General features: G+C 62.2%; 15 protein-coding genes and 2 pseudogenes. 9 read left to right on the top strand and 8 right to left on the bottom strand.

Annotated elements, in window-relative coordinates:
• Positions 1–3: 3 nt before the first annotated feature.
• From ISN39_RS30135 to ISN39_RS30115, 5 genes are all read right to left on the bottom strand, one after another.
• Positions 4–918, bottom strand: a complete 915-nt coding sequence (locus ISN39_RS30135; protein WP_194731586.1) for an SMP-30/gluconolactonase/LRE family protein — start codon at positions 916–918, stop codon at positions 4–6.
• A gap of 14 nt (positions 919–932) precedes the next feature.
• The gene (locus tag ISN39_RS30130; protein WP_074071352.1) at positions 933–1,883 is read right to left on the bottom strand and encodes an ABC transporter permease; all 951 of its coding nucleotides are present in this window, start codon (positions 1,881–1,883) and stop codon (positions 933–935) included.
• On the bottom strand, positions 1,880–2,827 hold the full coding sequence (locus ISN39_RS30125) for an ABC transporter permease (protein WP_074071353.1): 948 nt from the start codon (positions 2,825–2,827) through the stop codon (positions 1,880–1,882). The genes ISN39_RS30130 and ISN39_RS30125 overlap by 4 nt, the downstream gene beginning before the upstream one ends.
• Positions 2,824–4,275, bottom strand: a complete 1,452-nt coding sequence (locus ISN39_RS30120) for a sugar ABC transporter ATP-binding protein (RefSeq protein WP_194731585.1) — start codon at positions 4,273–4,275, stop codon at positions 2,824–2,826. Before ISN39_RS30120 ends, ISN39_RS30125 begins: the two co-directional genes overlap by 4 nt.
• A 66-nt stretch (positions 4,276–4,341) precedes the next feature.
• Positions 4,342–5,358: an ABC transporter substrate-binding protein gene (locus ISN39_RS30115; RefSeq protein WP_092584620.1), complete on the bottom strand. Its 1,017-nt coding sequence runs from the start codon at positions 5,356–5,358 to the stop codon at positions 4,342–4,344.
• A 282-nt stretch (positions 5,359–5,640) separates the two neighbouring features.
• On the opposite strand from ISN39_RS30115, the gene ISN39_RS30110 reads away from it, so the two are divergent.
• Together ISN39_RS30110 and ISN39_RS30105 are read left to right on the top strand one after the other, a co-directional pair.
• Complete coding sequence (locus tag ISN39_RS30110) at positions 5,641–6,879, top strand: sensor histidine kinase (protein WP_194731584.1); 1,239 nt, start codon at positions 5,641–5,643, stop codon at positions 6,877–6,879.
• A gap of 13 nt (positions 6,880–6,892) precedes the next feature.
• Entirely contained in the window at positions 6,893–7,657 is a 765-nt protein-coding gene (locus ISN39_RS30105) for a response regulator transcription factor (protein WP_092584618.1), read from the top strand.
• 489 nt (positions 7,658–8,146) lie between these two features.
• On the opposite strand, the gene ISN39_RS30100 is transcribed toward ISN39_RS30105, so the two are convergent.
• The 3 genes from ISN39_RS30100 to ISN39_RS30090 all read right to left on the bottom strand — a co-directional run bounded on the left by ISN39_RS30100 (position 8,147) and on the right by ISN39_RS30090 (position 9,888).
• Positions 8,147–8,689, bottom strand: coding sequence for an OmpA family protein (locus ISN39_RS30100; RefSeq protein ID WP_194731583.1), 543 nt, complete (start codon positions 8,687–8,689; stop codon positions 8,147–8,149).
• Positions 8,690–8,703: 14 nt separating this feature from the next.
• Entirely contained in the window at positions 8,704–9,378 is a 675-nt protein-coding gene (locus ISN39_RS30095) for a L,D-transpeptidase (RefSeq protein ID WP_194731582.1), read from the bottom strand.
• A gap of 135 nt (positions 9,379–9,513) precedes the next feature.
• A complete protein-coding gene (locus tag ISN39_RS30090) occupies positions 9,514–9,888 on the bottom strand; it encodes a hypothetical protein (RefSeq protein WP_246763471.1) in 375 nt (124 codons plus the stop codon).
• 145 nt (positions 9,889–10,033) lie between these two features.
• Between ISN39_RS30090 and ISN39_RS30085 the strand changes: the two are divergent.
• The 7 genes and pseudogenes from ISN39_RS30085 to ISN39_RS30060 all read left to right on the top strand — a co-directional run.
• A pseudogene (locus ISN39_RS30085) lies at positions 10,034–10,282 on the top strand (TerC family protein); the annotation flags it as partial.
• Between the two features lie 52 nt (positions 10,283–10,334).
• Positions 10,335–10,637 carry a hypothetical protein gene (locus ISN39_RS30080; RefSeq protein WP_194731581.1) on the top strand — a complete coding sequence of 101 codons (303 nt, stop codon included), beginning with the start codon at positions 10,335–10,337 and terminating at the stop codon, positions 10,635–10,637.
• A gap of 33 nt (positions 10,638–10,670) precedes the next feature.
• The gene (locus ISN39_RS30075; protein WP_246763470.1) at positions 10,671–11,006 is read left to right on the top strand and encodes an exopolysaccharide biosynthesis protein; all 336 of its coding nucleotides are present in this window, start codon (positions 10,671–10,673) and stop codon (positions 11,004–11,006) included.
• A 109-nt stretch (positions 11,007–11,115) separates the two neighbouring features.
• Positions 11,116–11,231, top strand: a pseudogene (locus ISN39_RS36935) (ABC transporter ATP-binding protein); the annotation flags it as partial.
• A 125-nt stretch (positions 11,232–11,356) separates the two neighbouring features.
• The gene (locus tag ISN39_RS30070; RefSeq protein WP_194731580.1) at positions 11,357–12,013 is read left to right on the top strand and encodes an ABC transporter ATP-binding protein; all 657 of its coding nucleotides are present in this window, start codon (positions 11,357–11,359) and stop codon (positions 12,011–12,013) included.
• Complete coding sequence (locus ISN39_RS30065) at positions 12,013–14,424, top strand: ABC transporter permease (RefSeq protein WP_194731579.1); 2,412 nt, start codon at positions 12,013–12,015, stop codon at positions 14,422–14,424. The genes ISN39_RS30070 and ISN39_RS30065 overlap by 1 nt, the downstream gene beginning before the upstream one ends.
• Positions 14,414–15,487: a lipocalin-like domain-containing protein gene (locus ISN39_RS30060; RefSeq protein WP_194731578.1), complete on the top strand. Its 1,074-nt coding sequence runs from the start codon at positions 14,414–14,416 to the stop codon at positions 15,485–15,487. The genes ISN39_RS30065 and ISN39_RS30060 overlap by 11 nt, the downstream gene beginning before the upstream one ends.
• Positions 15,488–15,693: the final 206 nt, after the last annotated feature.

Raw genomic sequence — 15,693 nt, 5'->3', positions numbered from 1 at the left:
ATCCTATGGCAGCTGAGAGCCGGTCACAGCGACGTAAAGTGCATAGAGCGAGCGGGTGGCCGCGATGAACAGCCGGTTGCGTTTGGGCCCGCCGAAGGTGAGGTTCGCGACGGTTTGCGGTACGCGGATCTTGCCGATCAGTTTGCCCGTCGGGTCGAAGCAATGCACGCCATCACCGGCGCTCGACCAGAGGTTTCCGTTCACGTCTGTGCGGATGCCGTCTGGAATGCCGTTGTCGATGAGGCAGAAGACACGGCCGTTCGCGAGCCGACTGCCATCGACCACGTCGAAAGCGCGGATGTGACGCGGTAGGCTTTCGTCATGGCTTGCTGCCGAATCCGCCACGTAGAGGATTGTCTCGTTGGGCGAGAAGGCAAGGCCGTTCGGCTGGATGAAATCCGTGACGACCGCCGCAAGCTCGCCGGTCGTCGGATCGAGCCGGTAGACGTTGCGGGTCGGTTGCTCCGGCTCCGCGCGATAGCCTTCGTAGTCCGACATGATGCCGTAGGTGGGATCGGTGAACCAGATCGTGCCGTCGAACTTCACCACCACGTCGTTCGGCGAATTGAGCCGTGCGCCCTCGAAACGGTCGGCGAGCACGGTGATCGAGCCGTCGACCTCGGTGCGTGTGACGCGGCGCGTACCATGCTCACAGGAGATGAGCCGTCCCTGCCTGTCGCGCGTATGGCCGTTGGTGAAGTTGGACGGTTGCCGATAGACGGAGACGCCGCTCTCGGGTGTCCATCGCAACATGCGCTGGTTGGGAATGTCGCTCCACAGGAGTTGGTTCGCGTCGTTGAACCAGACGGGACCCTCCGCCCAGCGGCAGCCGGAATAGAGTTCGTCGAGACCGGCGCTCATCACGATCATCTGCCGGAAGCGCGGGTCGTGGATTTCGTAGATGTCGGCCTCGGCCATGGCGGTCTTTCCGTTTATCGCATGCCAGGCCGGCGACCGCCGGCGAGCATGATGACGCTGATGATGATGAGGCCGGTCATGATGAGGCGGATGCCCGCGCCGAGCCCGTAGGTGTTGAGCATGGAAACGACCAGGAACATGAAAAGCGATGCGCCCCAGATGCCCGGCACGTTGGAATCGCCGCCGGCGACCGCCGTGCCGCCGATGACGACGACGGCGATCGACATCAGGAGATATTCCGAGCCCATGTTGAGCGCTGCGCCGCCGGAGAAGCAGGCGAGCAGATAACCTGCGACCGATGCGAGCACGGCGCAGAAAAGGTAGGTTACGAAGCGCGTGCCGTCGACCGGTATGCCCGCCATGCGCGCGGCCGGCATGCTCTGGCCGATTGCTGAGATCCAGCGCCCGTAGATCGTCTTCTCGAGCAGGAACCAGGCGAGGATCGAGATGAGGAGCGCGACGATCGCCACGTTGGGCGCGCCGAGCGTGTTCGACGTGGTGAACTCCGCAAGCACGCTCGGAGGCTTGATGCGCAATCCCCGATTCGTCCAGATCGCGGCGGACTGCACGATGAAGCTCATGGAAAGCGTCGCGATGATCGGCGGAATGCGCAGCGCCTTGATGAGCGCGTAATTGCAGAGGCCGACGACCAGGCCGATGACGATGACAACAAGAAGGCCGGGCAGGATCATGCCGTTTTCGACATTCATAAGCTTCAGCGCCACCGTGCCGGCAAGCGTCATGGTGGCGGGAACCGAGAGATCGATGTTGCCGGGACCGAGCGTGATGACGAACATCTGGCCGATCCCGACGATGACCGAGAAGGCCGCGAAGGTGAGCGCGGCCTGCGATAGGCCGAGCGTGCTGGCGCCGAGCGTCACCATGATCGTCAGGAACCACACGATAAAGGCGGCAAACCACGACCAGATCCAGGGTTTGCCGAAAAGGCGCAGGAGGGGGGTCATCGGCGTTTCTCCCGCTTCTCGAGGCGGTTCAGCATCAGGCGGAGCGCGAGCACAATGATCAGGATCGCGCCCTGAGCCCCGATCTGCCAGTCCGGCGAGATGCGTAGGAAGGACAAGAACGAGCCGGCGAGCGTCAGCGTCAGCGCGCCGATTACGGCACCGATAGGGGAGACGCGGCCGCCGATGAACTCGCCGCCACCGAGGATCACGCCGGCGATCGACAGCAGCGTGTAGCGCAGCGCGATATTAGCATCGGCTGAGGTGGTCAGGCCGACGAGGGCAATGCCAGCAAGAACCGCGAAAAAGCCGGCAAGGCCATAGGCGGCGGCGCGCGCCCCGACAATCGACCAGCCGGCGCGCTCGACAGAGCGCTGGTTGCCGCCGATGCCGCGGATAAGCACGCCGAGCGAGGACCGCATGACGACGAGATGGGCGACGGCGGCGACGACAATGCTGGCGACGATAGCCATCGGCGCCAACGGGGGCTTGACGGTCATCAGCCAGCGCACCCAGTCCGGCGCCTGCCCGCCCGGTGACGGCAGCAGCAGTACTGCAAGGCCGCCCCAGACGAAGCTCATGCCGAGGGTCACGACAATGGACGGCAGGTTGCGCAGATGGATGACGACGCCGAGCGCCGCATAGGTCGCGATCGCGCCGGCAAGGATCAGAACGCCGGTCACGGGGGCATCCCGCAGAAAGGTCGCGGTTACGCAGGCGATGAAGCTGACGAAGGTGCCCATCGATAGATCGAGATCGTTCACGGCCATCACCAGCATCTGGGCGATCGTCGCGAGAGCGATGGGCACAGCCAGGTTGAATAGCAGGTTGAGCCCGACATAGCTCATGGCGCGGGGCTGCAGCCAGAAGACGGCGGCGAGCAGCATCGTCAGCGACAGGGCGGGAATGGCAAGACGCATGGCGTCGGACGAGAGCCGGAACGTCATGCGGCGACCCCCTCGAAGGAGGCGGCGATAATGTTCGTCTCGTTGACGGCGTCGCCGGCGAGTTCGGCCGCGATACGGCCCTCGCGGAAGACGTAGACGCGGTCGCAGAGGCGGACCTCGTCCATCTCCGTCGAGTACCAGATGAAGGTGCGGCCGTGCGCCGCTTCCTCGCGGATGATCGCGTAGACCTCCTGCTTGGTCCCGATGTCGACGCCGCGCATCGGATCGTCCATCAGGACAATCGGAGCGCGCGTCGCAAGCGCGCGCGCGAAGAGTACCTTCTGCTGGTTGCCTCCGGAAAGCGACAGGATGCGGTTGTTCATATCGGGCGTGCGGATCTCGATCCGCCGCTTCCAGTCGGCGCCTTTCGTCCCCTCTTCGCTTGTGAGGATGAGGCCGCGCCGGGACAGGTCGCCGAGCGATGCGATGGAGAAGTTGCGCAGGATGCTCCACAGCTCGAAGACGCCGTTGAGGCGGCGGTCGCCGGCGACGAAGGTGACGAGCGGATCACGCTCAGGCAGCCAGTTGCCGGACTGGGAGGCATGCAGGGCGAGCAGGAGCTCGGTCTGCCCGTGGCCCGCCAGACCCGCCAGTCCAATGATCTCGCCCTTGCGCGCCATGAAGGAAAGACCCGCTGCCTGATGAGACAGAATGAGCGGAGCGGTGGACTGTTCGCGCGCCGAGCGCTGCCCGGTCTCCTCTTTCGCAACGGTGCCCATGGCTTCCACGACGCCATGATGGTCGAAGCCGTGCGCCGGACGTTCGGCGACAACGCGGCCGTCCTTCATGACGACGATGCGGTCGGAGGTTTCGAGGATCTCGTGCAGGATATGCGAGATGAAGATGACGGACCCGCCCGCGACAACGAAGCGGCGGACATGGTCGAGCATCTGGCGAGCAAGGCTTGCATCGAGCGACGAGGTCGGTTCGTCGAGGATCACTAGCCGCGGCGGAATGCCGGCGTCGGAAAACGCCATGGCGATCTCGACCATCTGCCGCTCGGCGATCGAGAGATCTCCCACGGTCCGGGTGCTATCGATGCCATGGCCGGGAAAGACGGTGTCGAGGCTCTTCTCAATGATTTTTGCGGCACGCCTCCGCCAGCCAAAGCCACCGAGATCGCGATGCATGATGCGCGCGTTCTCGACGATGGAGAGGTTGGGGCAGAGCGAAAGTTCCTGGAAGACGCAACGCACGCCGCGGGCACGCGCGACGTTGATGCCATAGCGCTCCAGCCGCTCGCCGTCGCTCGCGACGATTCCTTCGTGCGGTGTGAGGCCGCCGTTGATCACGCTGACGATCGTGGACTTGCCAGCTCCATTATGTCCGACGAGCCCGACGCATTCGCCCGGCATGACATGGAGCGTCACGCCGTCGAGTGCCCTGACCGCGCCGAAGCTCACCTTGGCGCCATCGACTGCGATCACGGCCTTCAATACGTCATTCATGCTGCCCGCCTGCTCGCAAAGAATGCCACGCGGCCATTTGCGGCCGCGCGGCAGTCGCCGGGAGATTTACTTTGCCGACTCGATGACCTTGACTGCATCTTCCTGCGTGTATTCGACGTTGGCGACGCCGCCGGCCTGGGTATTGGCGAGGTTCGTTTCGAGATTGTCCTGGTCGATGCGCAGGAAGGGCACGACGAGGTCCTTCTTGACCTCCTTGCCGTCGAGGATCTGCTGGGCGACCCAGAAGGCAAGCGTGGAGACGCCCGGCGCAATGGATACGGACATGGTCTCGTAGCCCTTCGCGTCCTTCTGCTCCTTCCACCACTTCAGTTCGTCTTCGCGGTTGCCCATAACAATGATCGGCATCTTCCGGTCGGTCGCGGCAATCGCCTGGGCCGCGCCATAGCCGTCGCCGCCCTGCGTCACCACGCCGACGATGTCGGGCAGGCTTGGCAGGATGCCGGCAACAGCCTTCTGCGCCACGTCCTGCGCCCAGTCTCCGTGAACGGAGCCGACTACCTTGAACTGCGGAAACTGCTTGGCGCCCTCGTGGATGCCCGCCGAAATCTCGTCGTCGACGAAGACACCGGCAAGGCCGCGGATCTCGAGCAAGTTTCCGCCGTCTGGGAGCTTCTTAGACAAGTACTCCACCTGGCTGCGGCCCATTTCCTTGAAGTCGACGGCGATGCGCCAGGCACAGGGTTCGGTGACGATGCCGTCGAAGGAAACGACGGTGATGCCGGCGTCGCAGGCTTCCTTGACCGCGCCGTTTAGCGCCGTCGGCGAGGCGGCGTTCAGCACGATCGCGTCATAGCCCTGCAGGATCATGTTCTGGATCTGCGCGGCCTGTTCCGTCGCCTGGTTCTCGGCGGTGGTGAAAGCGTCGGCTGCGGCAACGACGCCAGTCTTCACGGCCTCGCCCGTCACCTTTCCCCAACTCGTCAGCATGGCTTGGCGCCACGAGTTGCCGGCATAGTTGTTGGACAGGGCGATCTTCTTTGCCGAAGTCTCGGCAAAGGCGGAAACGGGCATCGCGGCGCAAGCTATAGCGGCCGATGCCAGAAGCATCTTACGGATTGTCATGTCTCTCTCCCTCATGATCGCGCCGGTCAGCGGATCGCTTCACTCCTGCCTGCCCAAAATGGGTTCGAGTGAAAATTGTTCTTGCACTGAGCATCCTCCTCTCAGTAAGGGCAGGATGCGGGAGATCGACCGGCCTGTATAGGGGCAAGGCGGCAAGTCGTTTGCGGGTTTTGCGCAACAAGCTGCGGGTTTCCGCAAGACGGCGGCGCTTCCGCGGGCGCTTACTGCGAAGCGATCGCGGCGGGTTGAGGAGCCTGCTGCCGTCTCGGGGAGGAAATGACAATGCTGCATCTCGCACCCGCAGCCATGTTCGACCACTATCTCGGCATTTCCCGGCTGCTCGCGGGCCAGCTCGACTTCCGCTCGGCCATCCGTTCAGTCGCGGCCGAGGTCGCCCATATCATCCCGCACGATCATCTCGATGTCTGTGTGCTCCTTGAGGGCGGCAACTACCACACGGCCTACGAGACGGGCATCGAGACTGCCTGGGGCGACCTTGCCGGCGCGCCGGTGGTCAACAGCCCCATCCGCTCGCTGCTCTGGGGCGAGGTGGACTTTCTCCTGGCGGACGACGCCATGACGGACCCGCGTTTCCATTTCGAGGGCGCGTTCAAGCGGCCGATCGTCGAACAGTCGCTGAGGAGCCGCTTGCATGTACCGATGAAGGTGCAGGGCACGATCATCGCGGCGCTCTCCTGTTCGTCGCAAAAGGCAGATGTCTATACGATGGAGGATATCGAACGCGCCCGCATCATCGCCGACCTGCTGACGCCCTATTTCTTCGCGCTGCAGGCGGCCGAGCAGGCGCAGCGCTCGGCCATCGTGGAGGCGGAAGCCCGCGCCCGCGAGGAGGGGTTGCGACAAGGCGCGCTGAAGCTGACCGAAGCACTGGAGCAGGAACGCCAGCGGATCGGCATGGACCTGCACGACCAGACGCTCGCCGACCTGACGCGGCTCGCCCGCCGGATCGATCGGCTGTCGCGCAACGCCGAGGTGGCGCCCGAGGCGCTGGAGCCCATCTCCCGTTCCCTCCAGCATTGCATGCAGGATCTGCGGCAAATCATCGAGCAGGCAAAACCCTCCGTGCTCCAGCTCTTCGGCCTCGCCCAAGCGATCGAGCATCATCTGGACCGATCGACCCGCGACACGGGATCGGGCATCGAATGGGGCCTCGTCGACGAGACGCACGGCGCACTGGAGCGACTGGAACCGACTGTCAGCGTCGCGCTGTTCCGTATCGCGCAGGAGGCGATCAACAATGCGGTGCGCCATGCCGCCCCGCTGGCCGTCATGGTTCGGCTCGAGGCCGACGACGACCGGCTGTCGATCGAAATCTCCGACGACGGGAGCGGGCTCGCCAAGACGCGGGGACGGATCGGCGGAGGCATCGACAACATGAAGACCCGTGCGCGGCTCATCTCGGCGCGCTTCACGACCGGGCCTGGCCACAACAATCGCGGGACTGTGGTGCGCGTCGTGCTGCCGCTCGTGCCGCACGACCCGGCGAGCGGGTCAAACTGAGGAGAAGGGCACGATGAAGGTTCTGATCGTCGAGGACGACCCGCTGCACCGGTCCTATCTGCACGAGGCGGTCAACGCGGCCCTGCCGGAATGCGACACGGTGATCGAGGCGGAAAACGGAACCGTCGGCGAGAAACTCGCCCGCGACCACAAGTCGGCACATATCGTCATGGACTTGCAGATGGCGAGCCGCAACGGCATCGAGGCGGCGCGCACGATCTGGAAGGAGCGGCCGGAGACCCGCATCCTGTTCTGGTCGAATTACTCGGACGAGGCCTATGTGCGCGGCGTCTCCCGCATCGTGCCGGACGGCGCCGCCTATGGCTATGTGCTCAAATCCGCCTCCGACGAGCGGCTGAAGCTTGCGCTACGCTCGATCTTCATCGAGAGCCAGTGCGTCATCGACCGCGAGGTGCGGGGCCTGCAGCAGAAGAGCCTCGGCCAGACGAACGGCTTCACCGATTCCGAATACGAGATCCTCGTCGACATCGCGCTGGGCCTCACGGACCGGGCCATCGCCAAGCGTCGGGGCCTCTCGTTGCGCAGCGTGCAGAACCGCTTGCAGCAGCTCTACGACAAGCTGGACGTCTACCAGACCGCCGGCGACGACCACGAGGACGGCCGCTTCAATCTCCGCGCCCGCGCCGTTGCGGTCGCTTTCCTGCGCAAACTCCTGAACTACAGCGCTCTCGAGCGGGCTGAGGCAGAGGTGCAGGAGTGGCTTGATGGATTGCATGAAAGCCCGCGCGACAGGCATCGCAGGCGGGCTCGAACCTGAACTCGCGGTAGCTATCGACCATTATGGTCGACCGCTGATGGTTCGCACGAGTTTCGAGAAGAATTCCCGGCGACCCCGTTGCCGCTCTCCTGATTGAACTGTCGATCCAAATACTACCCCGGCGGGCTAAAGCTGCCCATGTCTGCAGTTTACGGCGTGGTCGCTCCGCCAGGACCCGCGGGCGGTGGATAATTGACCGTCTCAAATCGTGTTCTGGCGGCAATCTGAAAACAGTCAGCCTTTTGAATTGTTCGGCGCCGCAGGCGCGAACACACTTTGGAATGCATGACGACCACAGGCGACGGTCTCGCAGCATATTCGCGCTGTTGGTTCGAAAACGACCTCGGATTGGCTTCGTTTCAAAGGATATCCGGTCCGCCGGGACGACCCGCCCATCCAGAACGGTATTTCGACTTGCTGGCCACGGCCGGTCGTTCTTTTGCGATCACGCCACGGAGCAGGTGAGAAGCCAAAAGGCCCGGTCCGTTGTCAAGCTCCTTCATCATCGCGCTGGGTGCGCAGATTGGAGACAACGCGCCGGTTCTGCACCTTGCACGAGCGCTCCGCGCAATCGCGGACTTCGCGGTCCTTGCCGTAACCCTTGGCCCACATGCGTCTGGCGTCCACGCCCTTCGAGGCGAGATAGGCCATTGCCGCATCGGCGCGCTTCTGCGACAGCGCCACCATTTTGGACGCGGAACCGGAATCGTCGGCAAAACCCTGCAATTTGACCAGCCAATTCGGGTTCTTGTTGAGCCAAGTGGCTTGGTTATCCAACGTCGCCATGGCGACGGAATCGAGCGTGGCGGAGTCCTGCGTGAAGTAGATCCGTCGACCGGCATTGAGGATAAAATCCTCTTCGCTGCCAGCCGTGATGTTCTCGAAACCTGGCGCGGGATCGTTGGTCTGACCGGTCATCGGCGCCGCGGCAGGTTCTTCCATGGAGGCGATATCGGTGGTGGTGCAGGCGGCGAGCATCAAGAGCATGGCCGCGGCAACAACGCTCCTCGTGTATCCGATGGTAGCAGACATCTGGATGATATTCCTCATTGGACCGGGGCTATTTCGCCAACCTGAGCGGCATTTTCAGCCTGGTCGGCAATATGCGGCAGAACCTGCACAGCGGTGCCGACGGGGCAACGCTGGTAAAGATCGATGGCGTCTTCGTTGAACATGCGAATACAGCCGCTGGAGGCATCCTTGCCGATGCTCGCCGGCTCCAGCGTCCCGTGGAAGCGATAACCGGTGTCGACGCCGTCGCGAAGCAGGTACATGGCGCGGGGGCCAAGTGGATTCTTCGGTGATCCTCCCGCCACGAATTCGGGCAGTTCGGGATGGCGCTTGCGCATCTCCGGCGGCGGTGTCCAGCGCGGCCAAAGCGACTTACGATCAATCGTGGCGCGGCCAAACCATTTGAAGCCCTCGCGGCCGACGCCGACGCCGTAGCGGATGGCTGTCTTGTTCTCCATGATCACATAGAGAAAATGGTGCCTTGTATCGACAACAACGGTGCCGATCGGCTCGCTGCTGAAATATTTGACAACCTGGCGGTGCCACCGCTTATCGATCTTGGCGAAGTTGGTCTTTCGGAACGTCACGCCATTGTCGACGGCGGTTCCGGCAAAATAGGAAGACGCCTGGGCGAATGCCGGTTTTTGCACCGCGCCGGTGCCAAGTAAAGCCAAACCACCAAGTAACACATCCCTGCGGGTCCACACCATCGGCCATATCCCCCTCAAAGCCAAACAGCGAAGTGTCAGTAAATCAGATTTTGAATTGGCCACAACAGAAAACTCCGTTCCTGCTAACAGGCCGTGGTCGAGTTTCGGCTGTTCTGTATCTGTTTCGTTTTATCGTTACTTAGGAGGTTGCAACCAACAAACGCAAGGATCACTTGAACGGATAGACGAAGTTGTCAGCGGTCGTGACGCTGCGTCAAAAATATCTGTCATGTTTGCGAAGGCCACCCGCGCCTGTTCGACTGCGTGTCGCCCGGTAAAATCCGAATACTTGATTTTCACGGTCACCGTCTTGCCGCTGATCTCTGCGCCTCGCAGGTGCCTCAGACCTTCGGTAAGCGGCTTCAGCTCCGCCGTTGCAACGTCGAATTCGTCAATATCCTGGACGAAGGTATCCTCGGCGCTCAGAGATTTTCGGATCGGCTCGCCGTCGCATTCCGATGGAGGAGGCGAGTTCAGGCTGCCCTTGACGGCAGAAAAGTGAATCCCCATCTGCGGGCTAACCCGTTGGTCCGGGCCCCTCTGGCGAGAGCCTCGGCACTCTTGCGATGTCGGACCGTTTTCCGACAACCAGTGCCGATTGGGGGTTATCTTTGGATCTCTCGTTTTTGCTTGTCGAGTGGCTGGGAACGCCGCGAATGTATTCGCGATCCTCGGACTCCGAACCCTCTATTTCGCCCTCGCGGCGATGATCCATCGCTTCCGTTATCTGAAGCCTGCGCTTGCCGTCGTCCTGATCTTCATCGGCTCGAAGATCTTCGTCGCCGATCTTCTCGCTCTTGAAACGTTCCCGGCCGCGGTGTCGCTCGGCATCACCTTCGCCATCATCGTCGCCGGGGTGGTCTGGAGCCTCCTCAAGACGCGGGATCAGCAGCAGCTTGCATGATCGGCGCTGCTCATAGGAACACCGTTAGCTACCGAACCGGAAGGAAATAGATATGTTCTCGGATTTCATCGGCTGGATTTTTGCCGTTCTCGTGGTCGATCCGCTGCAGGCTCAGATAGTGGAACAAGCCGAGCGCGCGAAGCTTCCCGTGGAGATCGTTCGTCAGTCCCAATCCTGCCTCGCGTCTCAAGGCCCGCAGCTGATCGATCGTGCCGCCGGCGACTACGGCTGGGCGGCGGCTACTGTCGTCAACATTGCGATCGGCCGTACATCGCCGGCGGAGCTTCTCGATAACCAAGACCCGCAATGCGCAGCCCTCCTTCGCGTTTTGGGGGGTGCCGGCGAGGATGCGTAATGCGCGGTTCGGGTTTGAAATGGCTTGAGTAAGATGTTCGAACAAGACGGGCACAAACAGTCGCGCGGAGTGGCCTCCGCGCAACTGAGGAAGATGCTGGAACTCGCCAGGGCGAAAGGCGGCCTCTCCATCGGCGAGGTTTTGGAATCCATGGGGCCGGCCGGCATCGCTTTCACGGTCCTGTTTCTGGCAATCCCGGCCCTGACGCCGATACCTGGCCCGTTCGGCATGGTGTTCGGCACGACGCTTGCTCTGGTCTCGCTCCAGATTAGCGCGGTCCGTCGGACGGTGTGGTTGCCTGCCATCGTCAGAAACCGTCAGGTTTCGTTCGCGACGCTTGATCTTATGGTCCGAAGAGGTGATCGGTGAACCCGGACGACCTGAAGCGGCTGGCGCGTGCCGCTCGCGATGGGCCGTGGTAGCATAAGCTCGCGATCTTGCGAGCGCTTCCGCGCACGCTGTCGGCCGCTACGACGCTGTCTCCGTCGCGCGAGCCCTCATTCCGAACCGAAGCTGATCGTCGCCGATGGGCCGGTCTTAATGGTAGACACTTCACTTCGCATGTCGATCGTCAACCTCTTTCGCGGTGTGCGGAAATGGGGATGTATGCGCCGGCGCGGAGTATTGATGCTGCCTTCCCAAAATCGCCATGCAAGAACGGTTACAAAGCCGACGGTTATGCCTAAATACTCTGACATCTTCATCGATCCCGAACTCAGATGCTGCTCTCACTCCGCAATGTCAGAAAATCCTATGTGACCGCAGAAGGACCTCTTGAGATCCTGAAAGGCATCGATTTCGATCTCAATGCTGGCGAAAGCGTCGCGTTGACCGGGGAGTCCGGAAGCGGAAAGAGCACCCTGCTTCACCTTGTCGGCGGGCTTGACTATCCCGATGTCGGACAGATCCTTTCAGCGGGCCGAGATATTGCCGCTCTGGATGATCGGGAAAGGGCCCAGTATCGACGTTCGGCGGTCGGGTTGGTGTTTCAGCAGTTCAACCTGATTCCGTCGCTCGATGTCGCGGCCAACATTTCCTTTCATGCAAAGCTTGCTGGCCGGCACAATCCTACCTGGGAGCGGCAGCTCGTAGAAAATCTTGGCATCGAGGCACTTCTCGCCCGATACCCCGAGCAGCTTTCCAGCGGCCAGCAGCAGAGGGTGGCGATCGGCAGAACGCTTGCCGCGCGGCCGCCCCTGGTTCTCGCCGACGAACCGACCGGCAATCTCGACGAAGCGACCGGGGACGCGGTGCTCGGCATCATGCTGTCGCTGACGAAGAGTGCAGGTGCTGCGCTGTTGATGGTGACGCATTCTTCGAGGCTGGCACAGGTGCTCGACCGCAGCGTTCATCTCAGTGGCGGAAGGATCGCCTGATGCTCTGGACCGCCGCAACGGCTCTCGTTTCGCATTGGCGGCGTCGGCCTCTTCAGCTTGTTACGCTTATCCTCGGTCTTTCATTGGCAACCGCGCTTTGGTCGGGTGTCCAGGCGATCAACGCAGAGGCACGGGCGAGTTATGCCCGGGCAGCCTCCGTGCTCGACCAGAATGAACTGACGCAACTCGTACCGAGTAACGGCCATTCCGTTCCCCTAAGCACGTATTCCAAATTGAGAAGGGCAGGCTGGAATGTCTCGCCCATTATCGAAGGCGACCATCGCTTCGGAAATGTCCGTGTGCGGCTTATCGGCAGTGATCCGTTGACGATGCCAGCGCAGGCGCGGGGCTTTAAAACCGGGGAATGGAATGACCTGGCTGCCTCCATGGTGGATCCGGGTACCCTCGTGGTTTCCAAGGCGACCGCCCTGAAGCTCGAGGGGCAAACGCAGATGCAGGTCGAGGTGTCGCCGGACCTGCCGGACGGAGCCGCGTTCACCGATATCGCCGTCGCCGAGCAGGTTCTCGAAAGACACGGTGAGTTGAGTCGTCTCGTCGTTGCGCCGGAACAGCGACCGAATCTGCCTTCGCTTGACACTCTCGCACCCGAGGTCGCAGTCAAGCCACCGGGCGACCGGCCGGATGTCGCCCAGCTCACCGACAGCTTCCACCTCAACCTCACGGCATTCGGTTTCCTCGCGTTTGCCGTCGGTCTGTTCATCGTCTACGCGACGATCGGCCTGGCGTTCGAGCAGCGCAGAGCGACCTTTCGGACCTTGCGCTCTCTCGGGCTTTCCATGTCGTCGCTAAACCTCCTGCTGATGACGGAGCTTCTGACGCTGGCCTTCCTTTCCGGGCTTATCGGCGTCGTGATCGGATATTTCGTGGCCTCCCTGTTGCTCCCCGGTGTAGCGGCAACCCTTAAGGGGCTGTATGGGGCGAGCGTCCCGGGTGCGCTGACCATCCGGCCGGAATGGTGGGCAACAGGGCTGGGAATAGCGATCGGCGGAACGATCGTGTCGTCGGCCCAAAGCCTCTGGCGGGTCCGGCGCATGCCGTTGCTGGCTGCAGCGCAGCCTCGTGCCTGGGCCCGTGCGACGGCAATCGGTATCCGATTGCAGCTTTTGGGCGGGTTGGCTCTGCTGATCACATCGGCCACTTTGGCGAGTGTCGGACACGGGCTGATCGCGGGCTTCGCGGTCCTGGCTTGCCTCTTGCTCGGAGCGTCCCTGATGCTGCCGGGCATGCTGTCGGCGTTTCTTGCTATCATGCAGAGAAACTCGTCACGCGTGCTCGTCACGTGGTTCTGGGCCGATACGCGGCAACAGCTGCCTGGGCTTAGCCTGGCCCTGATGGCGCTGCTTTTGGCGCTCGCCGCCAATGTCGGTGTCGGCACGATGGTCTCCAGCTTCCGCCTGACTTTCATCGGCTGGCTCGACCAACGGCTGGCGGCCGAGCTTTACGTCACGGCGCGAGAGGAGAACGAAGCGATGCGCTTGCGGACATGGCTGCTGGACCATTCGACGTCGGTTCTTCCCATCTGGAGCGTCGAGGGTGAGGTGCTTGGAGACAGGCTGCAGATCTTCGGCGCGGCAGCAGGCGATCCGACCTATCGCAACAACTGGCCGCTCCTGTCGGGCACGATCAATGTCTGGGACCAGGTCGCCGCAGGGCAAGGGGCGCTCATCAACGAGCAGCTCTGGCGTCGCAAGGGGCTCGCAATTGGCGATAGTCTGGTCTTACCCGGCGAATGGAAACTCCCGGTCGTCGGGGTCTATTCCGACTACGGCAATCCAAAAGGACAGGTCATCGTCGGCGTCGAAGCCCTGGCGGCACATTACACTGACGTTCCAAAGCTGAGGTATGGCGTGCGTGTTCCGCCGGTCGACGCCCCGGCGCTGAAGGAACGCCTGACGACCGAATTCGGTCTGCCTTCTGAAAACATCATCGACCAGGCTTCCCTAAAGCGGCAATCTCAGGCGGTCTTCGACCAGACGTTTGCCGTGACTGGCATGCTCAATCTCTTCACCCTCGGCGTTGCAGGTTTTGCGATGTTCTCCAGCCTGCTGACCTTGTCGGGCATTCGGCTGCCGCAGCTTGCACCTGTCTGGGCGATGGGGATCAGGCGGCGCGATCTTGCCTTGCTCGAAGTGCTGCGCACTCTGGCGTTGTGGCTCGCGACCTTCGTTGCCGCGGTCCCCGTCGGCCTTGCGCTTGCCTGGGTGCTGCTGTCGATTGTCAATGTCGAGGCTTTCGGCTGGCGGCTGCCGTTGCGGATTTTTCCGATGGACTGGCTCGTCCTAGGGTTGGTGGCGCTGGCTGCGGCGATCCTGTCTGTCTTTATTCCACTCCGACGGCTGGCGACGGTCGCGCCATCGGATTTGCTGAGGGTATTTGCCAATGAACGCTAGAGGTCTTCTGGCCGCCTTTGTTTTCGTAGCCACGGCAATCTCCGTTCCTGCCGCCGCTATTTCGCAAGGGTTTGCCGGACTGGGCTCGACCGCCGAGGGCTTCGCTGTTCCACGCCCCGGCATACAACTCCGCTTTCCGGCAGATCACGGCCCCCATCCTGAATTCCGCATCGAATGGTGGTACATTACTGCAAACCTTGAGAGTGAGGACGGGACGCAGTACGGCGTACAATGGACGCTTTTCCGCGCCGCCCTGGCGCCGAAGACCGAGGGCGGCTGGTCCGATCCTCAAGTCTGGATGGGCCATGCCGCGATCACCGCGAAAGATCGGCATCTCTTGGCTGAAAAACTCGCCCGCGGAGGGGTCGGCCAAGCAGGTGTCGTGGCCGTACCCTTTTCTGCCTGGATCGATGATTGGGAAATGAAAGGCCTGCCCAAACCGGGCGCCGACCAGCTAGACAAGGTTAGCCTGCACGCAACCGGAAAAGATTTCGCCTACACGCTCGAACTCTGGGCCAGCGGTCCTCTCGTGCTGCAGGGAGACCAAGGCTATTCGGTGAAGTCGGCCGAAAGGCAGGCGAGCTACTACTACTCGCAGCCATTCTATGAGGTGTCGGGTTCTCTCGACATTGCCGGCAAGACCGTCCGGGTCAGCGGCAAGGCATGGCTTGATCGGGAATGGTCTTCGCAGCCCCTCGCTAAGGATCAGACCGGATGGGAGTGGTTTTCGCTCCACCTGGATTCCGGCGAAAAGGTCATGGCGTTTCGGCTCCGCGACGGCCGCGGCGGCTACACGTCGGCGAACTGGATTTCGTCGGATGGCAAGCCTACCCCTCTGCCGCCTGGATCTCTGCAGATAACCCCTTTGCGAACAGCACGCGTCGGCGACCGGGATGTCCCGGTTGCATGGCGCGTCCGGATCCCCGAGCGCGGCTTCGACGTCACGACTAGCCCTTTGAACGACCATGCATGGATGGCGACTACCACGCCCTATTGGGAAGGTCCAATTTCATTCAACGGAAGTGCTGGGGGGCATGGCTATTTGGAAATGACGGGATACTAACGATGATCGGCCGCGATATGCGCGGCCGAACTTTATGTCGCGCCTCGGGCCGGAGACGTCGAGATAGCGTCGAAGCGCCCCACCCTCCCAGGCGACAGGTTCGAAGCGTTCATCTGCACATACAGCCTCGCTGAAATGCAATTACGCAAGTCTCGCGGTGTTCCACTAGGCTGTGATCGCATTCGGCGCATCGGATCTCTCACTTC

It is taken from the genome of Rhizobium sp. 007 (genome assembly GCF_015353075.1).
Taxonomy (GTDB): domain Bacteria; phylum Pseudomonadota; class Alphaproteobacteria; order Rhizobiales; family Rhizobiaceae; genus Rhizobium.
The sequence above is the reverse complement of the archived record's forward strand: the minus strand, read 5'-3'. Positions and strand labels throughout refer to the sequence as shown.